The 16,687-nt window shown below is 59.9% G+C and carries 12 protein-coding genes; 9 read left to right on the top strand and 3 right to left on the bottom strand.

Annotation, left to right across the window (positions count from 1 at the left end; translation table 11 throughout):
- Positions 1–10 precede the first annotated feature (10 nt).
- Positions 11–2,035, top strand: a complete 2,025-nt coding sequence (locus tag ASC96_RS11145; RefSeq protein WP_060503110.1) for a beta-N-acetylhexosaminidase — start codon at positions 11–13, stop codon at positions 2,033–2,035.
- 586 nt (positions 2,036–2,621) lie between these two features.
- Entirely contained in the window at positions 2,622–4,409 is a 1,788-nt protein-coding gene (locus tag ASC96_RS11140) for a PAS domain-containing methyl-accepting chemotaxis protein (RefSeq protein ID WP_060503109.1), read from the top strand.
- A 74-nt stretch (positions 4,410–4,483) separates the two neighbouring features.
- Here ASC96_RS11140 and ASC96_RS11135 read toward each other — a convergent pair whose 3' ends face one another.
- Together ASC96_RS11135 and ASC96_RS11130 are read right to left on the bottom strand one after the other, a co-directional pair.
- Complete coding sequence (locus ASC96_RS11135; RefSeq protein WP_060503108.1) at positions 4,484–7,711, bottom strand: efflux RND transporter permease subunit; 3,228 nt, start codon at positions 7,709–7,711, stop codon at positions 4,484–4,486.
- A 38-nt stretch (positions 7,712–7,749) separates the two neighbouring features.
- Positions 7,750–8,970, bottom strand: a complete 1,221-nt coding sequence (locus ASC96_RS11130; RefSeq protein WP_060503107.1) for an efflux RND transporter periplasmic adaptor subunit — start codon at positions 8,968–8,970, stop codon at positions 7,750–7,752.
- Positions 8,971–9,156: 186 nt separating this feature from the next.
- Between ASC96_RS11130 and ASC96_RS11125 the strand changes: the two genes are divergently transcribed.
- Positions 9,157–9,756 carry a TetR/AcrR family transcriptional regulator gene (locus ASC96_RS11125; protein ID WP_060503106.1) on the top strand — a complete coding sequence of 200 codons (600 nt, stop codon included), beginning with the start codon at positions 9,157–9,159 and terminating at the stop codon, positions 9,754–9,756.
- A 55-nt stretch (positions 9,757–9,811) separates the two neighbouring features.
- Here the strand turns inward: ASC96_RS11125 and hutC are convergent, their stop codons facing one another.
- On the bottom strand, positions 9,812–10,579 hold the full coding sequence (gene hutC / locus ASC96_RS11120) for a histidine utilization repressor (protein ID WP_060503105.1): 768 nt from the start codon (positions 10,577–10,579) through the stop codon (positions 9,812–9,814).
- 195 nt (positions 10,580–10,774) lie between these two features.
- Here hutC and ASC96_RS11115 point away from each other — a divergent pair, with 195 nt between their 5' ends.
- The 6 genes from ASC96_RS11115 (at position 10,775) to solA (ending at position 16,686) form a co-directional block, all read left to right on the top strand.
- On the top strand, positions 10,775–11,614 hold the full coding sequence (locus ASC96_RS11115) for a transporter substrate-binding domain-containing protein (protein WP_060503104.1): 840 nt from the start codon (positions 10,775–10,777) through the stop codon (positions 11,612–11,614).
- A 145-nt stretch (positions 11,615–11,759) separates the two neighbouring features.
- Positions 11,760–12,482, top strand: a complete 723-nt coding sequence (locus ASC96_RS11110) for an ABC transporter permease subunit (RefSeq protein ID WP_060503103.1) — start codon at positions 11,760–11,762, stop codon at positions 12,480–12,482.
- Positions 12,483–12,497: 15 nt separating this feature from the next.
- Positions 12,498–13,208, top strand: coding sequence for an ABC transporter permease subunit (locus tag ASC96_RS11105; RefSeq protein ID WP_060503102.1), 711 nt, complete (start codon positions 12,498–12,500; stop codon positions 13,206–13,208).
- 32 nt (positions 13,209–13,240) lie between these two features.
- A complete protein-coding gene (locus tag ASC96_RS11100; RefSeq protein ID WP_060503101.1) occupies positions 13,241–14,011 on the top strand; it encodes an ATP-binding cassette domain-containing protein in 771 nt (256 codons plus the stop codon).
- A 2-nt stretch (positions 14,012–14,013) separates the two neighbouring features.
- The gene (gene hutH, locus ASC96_RS11095) at positions 14,014–15,507 is read left to right on the top strand and encodes a histidine ammonia-lyase (protein ID WP_060503100.1); all 1,494 of its coding nucleotides are present in this window, start codon (positions 14,014–14,016) and stop codon (positions 15,505–15,507) included.
- A 21-nt stretch (positions 15,508–15,528) separates the two neighbouring features.
- Positions 15,529–16,686: an N-methyl-L-tryptophan oxidase gene (gene solA, locus ASC96_RS11090; protein WP_060503099.1), complete on the top strand. Its 1,158-nt coding sequence runs from the start codon at positions 15,529–15,531 to the stop codon at positions 16,684–16,686.
- The last annotated feature ends 1 nt before the right edge of the window (position 16,687 follow it).

The raw sequence follows: 16,687 nt of genomic DNA, 5'->3' as shown, positions 1-16,687 counted from the left end.
GGAGGATATGATGACGATAGCAAGCAAGACAAAGTACCAGCTGGAGACATTCTGGGTGCCCGCGGGGCAGGATGAAAATCCTGTCTATACGCTGACCTTGACCAACAATACCGACCAGTCGCTTGAAGGTTTCAAGCTTTGTGTTTCAGGTCCGGCCCGCATCGATCCGGAAGCCACCATTGAAGGCGGACGTTTGTTGAAGCGGCTGTCGAACCACTCGGAATTTGCGCCGCTGGATGGCTTTGTGCTCAAGCCCGGAGAGACCTGGACCATCAAGGCGCATGGCATGAGCTATCACCCCAAGCATTGGACCGATGGTGCCAATGCCGGTTATGTTGTGCTTGCTGACAACAATACGGTGCCGGTCAGTGTTGCCCCGACCCGGGCGAAGGGGGACAACGCCGCGCTGACACGTGGTGCCGTGGTCTATCCGGTTCCGAAGGTTGCGCCGGTGACGGTATCCGTTGTGCCCTGGCCGAATGCCGTTTCGGTTTCCGGTAGGCTGGCGCCTCCCACCGGGCTTGCTCTGCAGGCTGAAGGTGGCGAGGCTGGGGCTGCTGCAGAGGCATTCGCGGTGCTTTCGGACGGTCTCTTTCCGGTCGAAGGGATTGTCCGTCCTGCTGCCGAAGGTGGTTTTCCTGTCTCCTTTGCTTCAGCCGACGGCCTTGCGCCGGACGCATATCGCATCACGTTCTCCACATCCGGGGTAACGATATCAGCGCGCGCTCGCGCCGGTTTCCTTTACGGGTTGATCACGCTTGGGCAGATTCTGCGCGGCGCGCGGCTTCATCCCGAGACCTTCCTGTTTCCTGCATCCGGCGAGATCGCCGATGAACCGGCGCTGTCGTGGCGCGGTGTACATCTCGATGTCGCCCGGCAATTTTACAGCACAGCGGAGATCGAGCAGTTCCTGCGCATCATGGCCTGGAACAAGCTGAACCGCTTTCATTGGCATCTGTCCGACGACGAGGCGTGGCGCGTCGAGATCGATGCCTATCCGGCCCTGACGGAGGTCGGCGCATGGCGCGGCCATGGTCTGAAAATTCCGCCGCTGCTCGGCTCCGGTCCGCAGGTGACCGGTGGTTATTACACCAAGGCTGCCATCCGGCAGATCGTCGCCTTGGCGGGTGCGTTGGGCATCGAGGTGATTCCGGAAATCGATGTGCCCGGACATTGCTACGCCATGCAGCAGGCCATCCCGGAACTGCGTGACCCGCAGGAGAAGGGCAGCTACTATTCCGTTCAGGGCTTCCCGGATAATTGTATCAATCCGGCCCGGGAAGAAACCTACCGGGTTCTCGAAACGATCTTTGACGAACTGATCGAGCTGTTTCCGTCCAAGATTATCCATATCGGCGCCGACGAAGTACCGCTCGGTGCGTGGTCGGGGTCGCCTGAAGCGCTCGCCCGTCTGCGTGATGTCAGCGGAGAGGGTATGGCAACGGCGCATGCCGCGCGGCTGAACGTCATTACCAATACACACGGCGCCGACGAGATCGACGGATCAGGCGCCGCTGTGCTGCAGGCGGAGTTCCTTGCACGCGTGCAGGGCTTCCTGGCCTCGCGCGGCTGCATCACCGGGGGCTGGCAGGAGGCAGCGCATGGTAATGTCATCGACAAGGGGCAGTCGCTGCTGTTCGGCTGGCGGACGGTCGAAGCATCTGCTGCCTTGGCGGGGGAAGGCTATGATATGGTCGTCTGCCCCGGCCAGGTCTATTACCTAGACATGGCCAACAGTCAGGCATGGTCGGAACCAGGCGCTAGCTGGGCGGGCTGGTCAGATCCGGAGAAACTCTACACGTTTGATCCGATCGAAGGCTGGAGCGAAGAGCAGAAGAAGCGGCTGTCCGGCGTGCAATGCTGCATCTGGTCGGAGCCGATGACCGATCGTGGCGTATTCGACCGGCTTGTCTTCCCGCGTCTGTCGGCGCTGGCGGAAACTGGCTGGACAGTCCCCGAGCGAAAATCCTTCGCCCGCTTTGAGGCGCTGGTCGGTTTGATGCCGATCCTTTACGGGATTTACGCGGAGCGTTGATCGAGCGGGAGCGCGAGCAGATGCTGCACGCGCTCCCGTCCCGCCGATTGCAAAAAAGTGGACTTGGGTTTAGCCAGATATGATGAGTCACAAAATCAATTAAAGATTGTATTTTCCGGCGATATTGACGCGGCCTTGTGATGTCGCGGAATTAAATACTTGGAACTTTCTCCCATTGCGGGATTGGTTCTGCCAAATTCTGTGAAAATATATATAAAAACAATATTTTGCGTAATTTGAAAAGTGAAGGGCAGCTCTGCATTCGAAGGCAGAGAAGATGTTATATGCTTAGAAATTGCCCGACTTATTAATTCTTATTTTAATAATTATACCAATAGTTGTATCGTGCATTCGAATATTAGAATGTTCGAGCATGACGCTGATGCACAAGCCGGGAAGATCGGCATGTCTTTCACAGAAACCTGACCGGCACGCTGCTGTCTTTCGGACATACGGCGATCACCAGAGTCAGGGTCATACGAGATATCGGATAAACGGACATTCGCGGCGCTGATCAGCCGATGCGTGCCCATTGTTGCGCCCAAATGGCGCATGAAAATTGAGCGGATGCCGAAGGAGGCGTTGAATGGGCAAGCTTTTCCCACGTTTTGGCGGTGATGCCGCGGCTGTTCTAGCCGCGATGCATACGTCGCAGGCGATTATCGAATTCGATCTCAACGGTAATATCCTCAATGCCAATCCGAATTTCTGTTCGGCGTTGGGCTATGAGCTTGGGGAGATCAGAGGCAAGCATCACCGGATTTTTGTCGATCCGGCGGAAGCAAGCAGTGTGGAATACCGCGAATTCTGGGCCCGGCTCGGCCGTGGCGAATTTGACCGGCAGCAGTACAAACGTGTCACCAAGAGCGGCCGCGAGATCTGGATCGAGGCTTCCTATAACCCGGTCTTCCGCGGCAGCAAGCCCTACAAGGTAGTAAAGTTCGCAACCGACATCACCGCCGTCCGCCAGAAAGCGATGGAGGATGCCAGCAAGCTGAATGCCGTTTCCCGCTCGCAGGCGGTGATCGAGTTTACCCCGACCGGCGAAATCATTACCGCCAATGAAAACTTCTGCGGTGCGTTGGGATATCAGTTGCAGGAAATTCAAGGCCGGCATCATCGGATGTTCTGTGATCCCGCCTATGTGCAGACGGAGGAATACCGGCAGTTCTGGGAGGGGCTTGGGCGCGGCGAATTTACTGCCAATGAATTCCGGCGTTTCGGCAAGGGCGGCAAGGAAATCTGGATCCAGGCAGCCTACAACCCGATCGTTGACGGCAAGGGCAAGGTCTATAAGGTCGTGAAGCTTGCGACGGATGTGACCGAGCGCATGGGCGCAGTCGGGATGCTCGCCAAAGCATTGAAAAACCTGGCCGATGGCGACCTGACTCAGAAACTCGACAATCCCTTCGTTCCAACCATGGAAAAGGTGCGCCACGACTTCAACGACGCCGTGGGCAAGTTGCGGTCAGCGATGCATTCCGTTGGTTCCAATGCGCAGGCGATTGCCGCAGGCTCGACGGAAATCCGCTCCGCGGCCGACGATCTGTCGAAACGAACAGAACAGCAGGCCGCCTCTGTCGAGGAGACAGCCGCAGCACTTGAGGAAATCACTACCACCGTCGCGGATTCCAGCCGCAGGGCGGAGGAGGCCGGTCATCTGGTTGCCGCGACACGCGCCAATGCGGAGCGGTCCGGAGCCGTGGTGCGCAATGCCATTACGGCGATGGGGGAAATCGAGACCTCGTCACGGGAAATCTCCAACATTATCGGCGTCATCGATGATATCGCCTTCCAGACCAACCTCTTGGCGCTGAATGCGGGAGTGGAGGCAGCGCGCGCCGGTGATGCCGGCAAGGGCTTTGCTGTCGTTGCCCAGGAAGTGCGCGAACTGGCCCAGCGATCGGCCAAAGCCGCTAAGGAAATCAAGGCATTGATCAACACCTCGGGCGAACAGGTGAAAAGCGGTGTTTCGCTGGTCGGCGAAACCGGCAAGGCTCTTGAGGAAATCGTCAAGCAGGTCCAGGAGATCAACACCAACGTCGTCGCCATTGTCGAAGGCGCGCGGGAGCAGGCGACCGGGTTGAAGGAGATCAACCAGTCCGTGAATGCCATGGACCAGGGCACACAGCAGAATGCGGCGATGGTGGAACAATCGACGGCGGCAAGCCACAGTCTGGCCCGCGAAGCGGAGGCTCTGTTCTCGCTGCTTGGCCAGTTTCGGGTCGGCCAGCAGACGAACGCCCCGCGCGCGGTGGAGGCTGGACATTATTCCCGGCCGGTGGCTTCGCCGGCCCGCAAGATGGCAGGGCAGGTGATGCGCGCTTTTTCCGGGAATGCGGTGCCTACTCAGGAGAACTGGGAAGAGTTTTAACCCGTCTGGCATCGGTTGAAATAGGAACGGCGCCGCTGGTTGCGGCGCCGTTTTTCGTTGAGTTGCTCGACCGTCTATTCGGCGGCTTCAAGTCCGGGCAAGAGCGGCTGGGTATGCAGTTGCGTTACCGAGGCCGTTTCGTGAGGGACGGTTTGTCCGCTCTTCTTCAGCGGCCTGTTTCCGGTCATCGCACGCACTAGCGTGTAAAAGACCGGCGTCAGGAACAGACCGAACAGCGTCACGCCAATCATGCCGGAGAACACAGCGACCCCCATGGCATGGCGCATTTCAGCACCGGCACCAGTCGAGATGACGAGCGGTACGACACCCATGATGAAGGCCATCGAGGTCATCAGGATCGGGCGCAGGCGCAGGCGGCTGGCCTTGATGACGGCGTCGAACGGCGTCGCCCCCTCGAACTCCAGTTCCCGGGCGAACTCGACGATCAGAATGGCATTCTTGGCTGACAACCCGACCAGCACGATCAGACCGATCTGGGTGAAGACGTTGTTGTCGCCTGCCGTCAGCCAGACCCCGCCCAGTGCCGCCAGAAGCGCCATCGGAATGATCATGATGATCGACAACGGCAGCGTCAGGCTTTCGTACTGGGCTGCCAGCACCAGGAAGACCAGCAGGATCGACAGCGGGAAGATCAGGATACCGGTATTGCCGGCAATGATCTCCTGATAGGTCAATTCCGTCCATTCGAAGGTCACGCCTGCAGGCAGTGTTTCTGCCGCAATGCGCTCAACAGCGGCGCGGGCCTGGCCGGATGAATAGCCGGGTGCCGTATTGCCGTTGATGTCGGCCGAGAGGAAGCCATTGTAGCGCATGGCGCGTTCCGGGCCGGCGCTTGAGGTGACGTTCAGGACTGCCGACAGCGGGATCATTTCACCGGAGCTGGAGCGGACTTCCAGCTTGCCGATGTCTTCAGCCTGAGCGCGGTAGTCGGCATCGGCCTGAACACGCACGGAATAGGTTCGTCCGAACTTGTTGAAGTCGTTGACATAGACCGAGCCGAGATAGATCTGCAGCGTGTTGAAGATTTCCGTCAGCGGAACGTTCAGCTGGCGGGCCTTGGCCCGATCGACGTCAGCATAAAGCTGCGGAACATTGACCTGGTAGCTGGAGAACATGCCGACCAGTTCGGGCGTCACGTAAGCCTTGGCCATGAAACCCTTCACGGCAGCATCGAGTGCCTCGTAGCCAAGCCCGGCCTTGTCTTCCAGCTGAAGCTTGAAACCACCGATGGCACCAAGACCCTGGACAGGTGGCGGCGGGAAGATGGCGCTGAAGGATTCCTGGATGACGCTGAGTTCCTGGTTCAGCCGCCCGGCAATCGCGCCGGCCGAGAGGTCAGGCGTGGTGCGTTCCTCGAAAGGCTTCAGCGAGAGGAAGACGATGCCGGCATTGGAGGAGTTGGTGAAGCCGTTGATCGACAGGCCTGGGAAGGCGATGGCGCTTTCGACGCCGGGAACCTTCAAGGAGATGTCGCTGATGCGGCGGATGACCTCTTCCGTGCGGTCGAGTGAAGCACCGTCCGGCAGCTGGGTGAAGCCGACCAGATACTGCTTGTCCTGCGGCGGGACGAAACCGGGAGGCACGGCCTTGAAGAAGAACACGGTGGCGCCGACGAGCAGGAGATAAACGCCCATCATCAGGGTCTTGCGTGAGATCACGCCCCGGACGCCGGAGCTATAGGCCCGCGAGCCGCGCGAAAACACGGCATTGAAGCCCCGGAAGAACCAGCCGAACAGGAAGTCCATTACCCGGGTCAACCGGTCCTTCGGCGCATCATGGCCACGCAGAAGCAGGGCAGCAAGCGCCGGGGACAGCGTCAGCGAGTTGAAGGCCGAGATGACGGTCGAAATGGCGATCGTCAGGGCGAACTGCTTGTAGAACTGGCCGGTCAGGCCGGAGATGAAGGCGAGCGGCACGAAGACGGCGACCAGCACCAGAGCGATCGCGATGATCGGGCCGGAGACTTCGGTCATTGCCTTGTAGGTCGCTTCGCGCGGCGAAAGGCCGTCCTCGATGTTGCGCTCGACGTTCTCGACGACGACGATCGCGTCATCGACGACGATGCCGATGGCCAAAACGAGGCCGAACAGGCTGAGCGCGTTGATCGAGAAGCCGAGCATCTGCATCACGGCGAAGGTGCCGATGATCGAGACGGGAACCGCGATCAGCGGAATGATCGAGGCGCGCCACGTCTGCAGGAAGATGATGACGACGATGACGACCAGCGCAATGGCTTCAAGCAGCGTGTGGATGACGGCCTCGATCGAGGCGCGCACGAACTGCGTCGTGTCATAGACGATCTCGTAATCGACATCCTGCGGCATCGATGCCTTGATTTCCTCCATGGTCGTGCGGACCTGGTCGGCAATCTCGATTGCATTCGAACCAGGTGCCTGGAAGACGGGGATGGCGACTGCCTGCTTGTTGTTCAGCAACGAGCGCAGCGAATACTCGGCTGAGCCCAATTCGATGCGCGAGACATCGCGCAGGCGGGTGATCGCGCCGGTCGGGCTCGTCTTGATGATAATCTCGCCGAACTCTTCTTCGCTCTGCAGGCGTCCCTGTGCATTCACGGACAGTTGCAGATCTACGCCTTGGGAATTTGGCGACGAGCCGATCACGCCGGCTGCGGCCTGGACGTTCTGGGCACGGATTTCATTGACGATATCGGAGGCGGAGAGGCCCAGTTGGGCCATCTTCTGCGGATCCAGCCAGATGCGCATCGAATAGTCACCGGAGCCGAACAGCTGGACCTGGCCGACACCGTCGATACGGGCCAGCCTGTCCTTGACGTTGATCAGCGCATAATTGCGCAGATAGGTCATGTCGTAGCGGCCCTCGGGCGACGTCAGATGCACCACCATCATCAGGTCCGGAGAGCTTTTGATGGTGGTGATGCCAAGACGGCGGACTTCTTCCGGTAGCCGTGGCTCGGCCTGGCCGACGCGGTTCTGGACAAGCTGTTGCGCCTGATCGGGGTCTGTGCCGAGCTTGAAGGTGACAGTCAGTGTCATCAAGCCGTCAGTGGTCGCCTGGCTGCTCATGTAAAGCATGTCCTCGACGCCATTGATCGATTCCTCCAGCGGCGTCGCCACCGTTTCGGCAATGACTTTCGGGTTTGCGCCCGGATAGTTGGCGCGAACGACGATCTGTGGCGGCACGACATCGGGATATTCCGAGATCGGCAGGATCGTCATGGCGATCAGGCCGCCCAGGAAGATGATGAAAGACAGAACGCCCGCGAAAACCGGGCGATCGATAAAGAACCTGGAGATATTCATGGCGTGATCCGCCCTTGTGCTGAAATGCCGGAAAAGGCTTAGTTGGTTATCGAGGCTTGCTGCTGGGGATCGGCAGCCGGTTTCATGGAGACCATTTCAGGCGCGACGAGCGCGCCGGGACGGATGCGTTGCAAGCCGTTGACGACGATGCGCTCGTCAGCCTTCAATCCGGCCGTCACCACCCGCAGGCCATCGGATTTCATGCCGACGGTGATCTCGCGGTATTCCGTGGTGTTGTCCGGTTTGATGACCATGACGTATTTCTTGTTCTGGTCGGTGCCGATGGCGCGTTCATGGATGAGCACGGCGTCTTCGGACTTCGCCTGGCCCATGCTCAACCGTGCGAACTGTCCCGGCATCAGGGCGCCATTGGCATTGTCGAACACGGCGCGAACACGGATCGTGCCGCTCTGGGGATCAACGCTGTTATCGACCAACTGGAGCTTGCCGCTCACGCCCGGCAGGCCGGCGACATCCATGCGGACCGGCACACGGTCGATGAAGTTGCGGGCGTTCACGCCTTCCGGAAGCTCGGCAAGGATGCCTGAGACGATCCGCTCGTCGGCTTCGAAGCTGGCATAGATCGGGCTCAAGGAGACCAGACGGGTGAGGATCGGCGAGGAAGGGCCAGCAGCGATCAGGTTACCGGCGGTGATCTCGATCTTGCCGACGCGGCCGGTGATCGGGGCGCGGATTTCGGTGTAGCTGAGGTTGAGTGCCGCAGATTGCAGCACTGCGCGCGCCGCCTCAAGGTCGGCTTCGGCGCTGGCGAGGCCGTTCTGGCGCTGATCGACCTCGCTTTGCGAGACTGCGTTGGATGCCAGCAGCTGGGTGCCGCGCTTCAGTTCGACGCGGGCCAGCGAAGCGCGTGCTTCGGCTGCCGTCACGCTTGCCTGAGCTCTGGCGACCTCCGCCTGGAAGGGGGCGGGATCGATGGTGACGAGCAGGTCGCCCTTTTCTACGATCGCACCTTCCTGGAAGTGGACAGACTGGATGGCGCCAGCGACGCGGGAGCGCAGCTCGACGTGATCGACGGCTTCGAGGCGGCCTGAGAACTCGCTCCACTGTGTCACCGACTTGGCTTCCACGACCGCGACGGAGACAGGAATGGCGACGGGAGCTGTGGTCGAAGCATCGGCCGCGTTGCCGCTGCCTGCGGTGCTTCCCAGCAGGTCGAAATAGATCGTCGGCGTGATGGTGGCGACTGCAAGCACGAGGCCGGTGGTGAAAAGCTTGGTTCTGAAAGTTCCGAATGACATGGCGGTTATCCTGAATTTCTGCCCCGGGTGGTGGGCGGCCGGTCGTCCTTCGTGGGAGGCGGAGGATTTAGGCTAGGGTTGCATTGACGTTCAATACCGTTCGGTATAGAAATAAGTTCTGAAACCGATCACTGTCAATCGAATTATATACCGATCGGTATAAAAAAATTCGGGAGGGCCCACCCCATGGGACGGCCAAGAGAGTTTGATGTCGATGAAGCCTTGGAAACGGCGATGGAGCTGTTCTGGCGAAAGGGCTACGAAGGCACGTCTCTGACCGACTTGACCGAGGGCATGGGCATTACCAAGCCGAGCCTCTATGGGGTCTTCGGTAATAAGGAAGGCCTCTTCCTCAAGGCCCTGGAGCGTTACGAGCGCACCAAGATGAATTTCTTCCATGAGGCTCTGAGGGAGCCGAAGGCGCGTGTTGTCGCCGAGAAAATCCTGAGAGGCTTTGCCGATTCACAGACCGCGGAAACGGGTCCAAGTGGGTGTCTTGGCATCAATGGTGCGCTTGCCTGCAGTGAGGCGGCTGCCGAAATCCAGAAATGCCTCATCGAAAACCGCCAGCGCGGCGAGCGTGATCTGGGTAGCCGGTTTGAGCGCGCGGCGAAGGAGGGCGACCTGCCTGCCGGGCATGAGCCTTATGATCTTGCTCGCTATATCATGACCATTTCACAGGGGACCGCCATTCAAGCGGCATCCGGTGCGGATCGATCGGCGTTGTACCGCGTCATCGATATGGCGCTTCAGTTCTGGCCCGAAACCGTCGTCGCGCAGGGCTGAATCAATCGACCACCCAAGTTCCCTATACAACATAGGGAGTGTTTCGCGGGTTCAACTACTCGTCGCTCATCTTTCCGTTGCGTGATTCCAAGCGATACCGGTTGCCGGGATAAACCAGCCGCGCAAAGGACACGGCCCGCTTCGATGACCATGTGCGGCGGCGAATGAGCAGGCAGGGTTCGGTGCGCAGGATGACCAGCAGCTTGCATTCCCATGGCTGTGGCATGGCGGCTTCGACAATATGCTCGGACCCGCTCAAGGGGGCTTCTGCTGTCAAATAGGCATTGGGCGTTTGCGCCGTAAAGTCCTGTTCCAGGTAGCCTGGCGCCGCTTCGGGGTTGACGAAACGGTCTTCGATCTGGACCGGAACGCCGTTTTCGCTGTGGACGATCAGTGAATGAAACACCGGTGCGCCGATCGGTAGCCCGAGGGCATCGGCAACATCCGGCGCGGCAGTTTCCTGCGCCAAAACCACCACGGATGCCTGATGCGTATGGCCTCTCTCGTCGATCTCCTCGGCGATATTGCGGACTTCGAACAGTTCGGAGTAACCTTTGCGCTCAGCAACGAAAGAGCCGACCCCCTGGATGCGCACGAGTTCGCCCTCGCTCGCCAGTTCCCTCAAGGCACGGTTGGCCGTCATCTTGCTGACGCCGAGTTCCGCAACCAGTTCGTTCTCCGATGGCACCCGGTGTTTTGGCGGCCATTCGCCGCTCTGGATGCGGTCAAGGATCATCTGCTTGACGCCGGCATAAAGCGGCGAGCCGTCGTTGTCGCTGGCGTCCCATTTTAACGGAGCTTTCGGGGCATTGCTTCGTTTCATATGTTCATTCCCTGGGCGGAATTAATTTTGCATTCAAATGCGGCCGCGTACTTGCATACCATAAAAATTAGCATATGGTACCATATACAACATGGATGTTCAGAGGCATTTTTGCCGCGTTATCCATCAAGATATTTGTGAAGCCGGCGCAGATCGGCGGACGTTGTTGAAGATAAACCTCAGAGGAACGTGAACATGAACCTGTCAAAATTTCTGATGGCTGGTGCCGTCGCTTTTGCAACCCTTTCCGCTCCGTTGGCTCAAGCCAAGGACTGGAAGACTGTTACCATCACGCTTGAAGGCGCCTATGCGCCGTGGAACCTCACCAATCCGGACGGCACGCTCGGCGGCTTTGAACCGGAGCTAGCAAAATATCTGTGCGACCACATGAAGGTCGAGTGCACGCTGGTCGCTTCCGATTGGGACGGCATGATCCCGGCGCTCAATGCCGGTAAGTTCGACGTCATCATGGATGCTCTGTCGATCACCGAAGAGCGCAAGAAGATCATCGACTTCACCATCCCTTACGCCCACACGCACGCTGCTTTTGCGACCCTGAAGGACAGCCCGCTGGCCAATGCTGCCGGTACCGGAACGGTTATCAAGCTCGATCCGGGTGCAACCGGCGTCAAGGAAGTCGAGGCGATGAAGGCGGCGTTTGCCGGCAAGACCATCGGCATCCAGGCCGCGACCGTCTATTCCAAGTTCGTCTATGACAATTTCGGCGATATCGCCACGGTTCGCGAATACAAGACCGGCGCTGAGCGCGACCTCGATCTCGAGAGCGGCCGTATCGATCTGGTGTTCGACGACGCCGTCTATCTGATCTCGGCATTCGAGAAGGCCAATGGTTCGCTCGGCTTCACTGGTCCGGAAATCGGCGGAACGATCTTCGGCAGCGGCGAGGGGCTCGGTATCCGTCAGGCCGATACCGACCTGCGCGACATGTTCAACAAGGCGATCGAGGCGGCACTTGCCGACGGCACGATCAAGACCTTGTCGATGAAGTGGTTCAAGACCGACGTTACGCCCTGATTTCAGGTTTTCCCGCCGCTTGCTATTTTAGCGGCGGCGGGCACACTTGCTGCGGCAGGCCGTTTTCTCGGATGAGGTGCGGCCTTCCACATCCACTTGAAGATCGGGAAGCCGGCCTGGCCGGGAACGACGGGACGCCTGCGGCATGTCTTTACTTCAAATGATCGGATTTGGCCCCACCGGCTGGGGCGGACTGCTGCTTGTGGCAGCCCTGATGACGCTTGCCGTCACCGCCGTCGCGCTGTTGATCGGGGCAGTTTTGGGTACCCTGATTGCCTGGGCAAAACTATCCGGCAGCCGGTTCTTCCGGACCCTTGGCGGTATTTATACCACCGTTTTTCGCGGGGTTCCCGAGCTGTTGATCATCTATCTCGTCTATTTCGGCGGATCGAGCGCGATCACCGCCATCGGCACGGCCATGGGGTATGAGGGCTTTCTGGGGCTGCCATCGTTTGCGGCTGGCGCTCTTGCCGTCGGTATCATTTCCGGGGCCTATCAGGCCGAGGTGTATCGCGGCGCCTATCTGGCTATCCCCAAGGGGGAACTTGAGGCAGCGCAGGCCATCGGGATGAATCGCGGTTTGCGTTTCCGCCGTATCATTGGCCCGCAGGTATTTCGCTTCGCCATTCCGGGCATCGGTAATGTCTGGCAGCTCAGCCTCAAGGATTCCGCATTGGTCTCGGTCACCGGTCTTGCTGATCTGATGCGGACCAGCCAGGTTGCGGCCGGCTCCACCCGCCAGCACTTCCTATTCTTCATCGTCGGTGGCTGCCTCTACCTGATCCTGACGAGCCTCTCCGACCGCCTTTTCACCGGCGCCGAAAAGCGCGCCAGCCGCAGCATGCCCTCTGGCATCGGCCAGGCCTGACCGAGGAGACGCGCGATGGATTTCCCCTTCATGTTCGACACAATGAAAACGTTGCTGGCAGCATTGCCGACAACCTTGGCATTGTTTGCGCTCTCGGTCTTCTTTGGCGGCCTTCTGGCGCTTCTCATCGTCTGGATGCGCGTCAGCGGCAATGCGGTCGCCCGCAATTTCGCCAAGGGCTACATTTTCATCTTTCGCGGCTCGCCGCTGCTGATCCAGATGTTCCTGATCTTCTACGGCCTCGGCCAGTTCGGCTTCATCCGCTACAGTTTTCTGTGGCCGGCTTTGCGTGAACCTTTCGTTTGTGCGGTGCTGTCCCTGGCGCTCTGCACGGCGGGCTACTCGGCGGAAATCTTCCGCTTCGGGCTGCGCGCCATTCCATCCAAGGAGATCGAGGCGGCGCGCTCGATCGGCATGTCCGGCTTTCTTTTGACCCGCCGTATCCTCGCCCCAATCGCTTTCCGCCATGCGCTTCCCGCCTATTCGACGGAAGTGGTGATGATGGTGAAATCAACGGCGCTCGCCAGTCTCGTCACCGTCTGGGAGGTGACCGGCGTTGCACAGCGGCTGATCTCGCAAACCTACCGCACGATGGAAGTCTTCCTTTGTGCCGCCGCCATCTACCTCATTCTCAACTTCATCATCCTGCAGGCGATGGCTTTGCTTGAGTATAAGCTGACGCCGCATCGGCGCGCTGCACCGCTATTTCCGGTGCCGCAACGATGAGCCCCGAGACCCCCAAACAGACTGGAACGACCATGGCAGGCACGACAAGGCTTTCCGTCCGCGACATCCGCAAGAGCTTCGGTACGCATGAGGTTTTGCGCGGGATTTCGCTCGATGCCCGCGATGGCGATGTCATTTCTCTTCTCGGTGCCAGCGGCTCGGGTAAATCAACCTTCCTGCGCTGCATCAACCTTCTGGAGATCGCCGATCATGGCGAGATTTCGGTCGATGGCGAATTGATCCAGATGGCTCAGCGCGGTGGCAAGAATTACCCTTCCGACCGCCGGCAGGTGGATCGCATCCGCTCCGAACTCGGCATGGTGTTCCAGTCGTTCAATCTCTGGTCCCATATGACCATCCTTGAGAATGTGATCGAAGGGCCGGTTCACGTTCTGAAACGTCCGCGTGCCGAGTGCATCGCCGAGGCCGAGGCCCTCCTGGAGAAAGTGGGGATTGCCGAAAAGCGCCACGCCTATCCGGCGCACCTGTCCGGTGGTCAGCAGCAGCGTGCGGCGATCGCCCGCTCGCTGGCGATGAAGCCGAAAGTCATGCTGTTCGATGAACCGACCTCGGCACTGGATCCGGAACTGGTCGGCGAAGTGCTGCGTGTCATGCGCTCGCTGGCGGAAGAGGGCATGACCATGCTGGTCGTCACCCACGAAATGAGCTTTGCCTGCAACGTTTCCAACCGGGTTATCTTCATGAAATCCGGCGAGATCGACAGCGATGGTGCGCCGGACGAATTGTTCGGTTCGGGTGGTTCGCCAAGCTTCCGCCAGTTCATCGGCAATTTTGGGGGCTGATCGTGCAGGATATCGTGCTTGAGAGCGCGCTCGACTGGCGCGCCGTAGCGGCGGTTGCCAGTGGCGCAACGCTTACTCTTTCCGATGCGGCCAGACAGCGGGTTGAGACGGCAAGCCACATTGTCTCGGCGATCGTTGAAAGCGGCGTACGGGCCTATGGTGTCAATACCGGCGTTGGTGCTCTTGCTGATACGGTCGTTGACCGTCCTTCTCAAAGCCGCTTGTCGCGCAATATTATCCTCAGTCACGCCTGTGGCGTCGGCCCACGACTGGAAGCGCGGGAAGTCCGCGCGATCATCGCAGCCCAGATCGCCAATTTTTCACACGGCCATTCCGGTGTGCGCCCGGCGATCGTTGAACTGCTGCAAACCTTTCTGCGCGAAGACTGCATTCCCGAAGTGCCATCCAAAGGGTCGGCCGGATATCTCAGCCACAATGCGCATATCGCACTGGTGCTGATCGGCGAGGGCAAGGCCCGGTTGAAGGGTAACATGGTGACCGGTGCCGAGGCGTTGAAGACGCTTGGCGTTGCGCCACTTGTTTTGCAGGCGAAGGAAGGCCTGAGCCTCGTCAATGGCACGGCCTGCTCCGTGGGGCTTGGAGCGGTCGCCTTACAGCGGGCGGAGCAGCTGCTGGATTGGGCCGACTCCATTGCCGCACTGACGATCGAAGCGCTTGGCTGCCAGATGGCAGCCTTTGACGCGGATGTGCTCGCGCTTCGCAAGTCTGCGGGGATCGAGAAGGTCGGCAGGACCTTGCGCGAGCGGCTGGCCGGGAGCGGATTGATCGAGGCCGCGCAAGGCGTGCGCACACAGGACGCCCTCAGCCTGCGTTCCGTTCCGCATGCCCATGGTGCCGGGTGGGACGTGTTCGATTTTGCGAGTGCCGTCGTCAATCAGGAACTGGCCTCCGTCACCGACAATCCCGCTGTCTCCGGCACGCCGGAAGCACCGGTGGTCTCCTCCGAGGCCCATGCCGTCGCCCCGGCGCTTGGCCAGGCTCTGGATAGCCTCGCCATCGCTATTGCCCAGATTTCGATGATGAGCGAGCGCCGGATCGACCGTCTCGTCAATCCGCTGGTCAGCGGCCTGCCTGCGTTTCTGGCTGCGGACCCGGGTGCTGGTTCCGGCTTCATGATCGCGCAATATACGGCAGCTGCGCTTGCGGCGGAAAACCGGCGTCTTGGCGCGCCCGCCAGCCTTGATGGCGGCATTACGTCGGCACTGCAGGAGGATTTTCTCGGACATCCGACGGCCGCCGCCAACAAGCTTCTTGCTGTCATCGACAACGCTGAACAGATCTTCGGAATCGAGTTTGCCGCCGCCGCACAGGCGCAGGACTTCAAAACGGGCGTTGCGTCGAGAGCAGCGGGGACCGATCTACTCTATCGCCATATCCGTGCGGATGTGCCAACCTATGCCGACGACCGGCCGCTCGGCTGGGATTTGGAAAAGGCCCGCGATCTCCTGCGCAGACCGCTGCCTCCACACACCTGAAATTCCCGGAAGGATACTGCCATGACCGCCCATTTCGACGTTGCTGTTGTCGGCCTTGGCGCCATGGGGAGTGCCGCCATTGCGCATCTGGCCGCGCGCGGCGTCAAGGCAATCGGCATCGATGCCTACTATCCGGCCCATGCGCTGAGTTCGTCGCATGGCGATAGCCGTTTGATCCGGCTCGGCTATTTCGAGGATCCATCCTATGTGCCATTGCTGCAGCGCGCCTATGCCAATTGGCGGGCTCTGGAAGCACGGTTGCGCGAAGATATCCTGACGATCACCGGCGTGCTGCAGATTGGCAAGCCTGACAGCAAGATCGTCAGCGGCACCAGGAAGAGCTGCGCGCTACACAACCTGCCGCTGGAAACGCTGGATCCAAACGAGATGCGCAGCCGTTTTCCGGTGTTTTCGCTGGATGCTGACGAGATCGCATTGCTCGACCCGCAGGGCGGCTATCTGCGGCCTGAAGCGGCGGTCATGGGTCATCTCAAGCTGGCCGCCGCCGATGGGGCGGCTTTGCATTTCGGCGAGAAGGTGACCGCGATCGAGCCGGGCGAGAGTGGCGTAATCATCGTATCTGAGACCGGACGTTATCATGCCAGCAAGGTGATCATCGCGACCGGCTCGTGGATTGGCGAGCTGGTGCCGGCGTTGCGCGATCATGCGGTGCCGATCAAGCAGGTGGTCTCCTGGTACCAGCCAACGGACGGTTTCGTCACGATGCCGCAGCGCATGCCGGTGTTCATTCGCGACGAGGGAGAGAATGGCTCGTTCTTCGGCTTTCCGGCGATCGGCGTCGACGGTGTCAAAGTGGGCCGTCATGCGCATTTCCGCGAGCCGATCGATCCGAACCAGCCCAATCCGCCCGTCAATGACAGGGATACGGATCTGCTCGACAGCTTTATCAAGCGCCGTCTACCAACTGCGGCCGGCTTGCGCGTGCGCTCCACCACCTGCCGCTATACGATGCTGCCGAGTGAGGATTTCCTGCTCGACCTGATGCCGGGTGACAAACGCATCGTCGTGGCGTCACCCTGCTCCGGGCACGGGTTCAAGTTCACCAGCGTCGTCGGCGAAATCCTGGCTGATCTGGCTCTGGATGGCGGCACCGATCTGCCGATTGGAGCGTTTTCGTTCGCGGCAATGGACCGATTTCTGGCAGCGCGGGCTGCATGAG

Source organism: Rhizobium sp. Root1204 (genome assembly GCF_001424965.1).
Classification (GTDB): domain Bacteria; phylum Pseudomonadota; class Alphaproteobacteria; order Rhizobiales; family Rhizobiaceae; genus Pararhizobium.
This window is presented reverse-complemented; position numbering and strand designations above follow the sequence as displayed.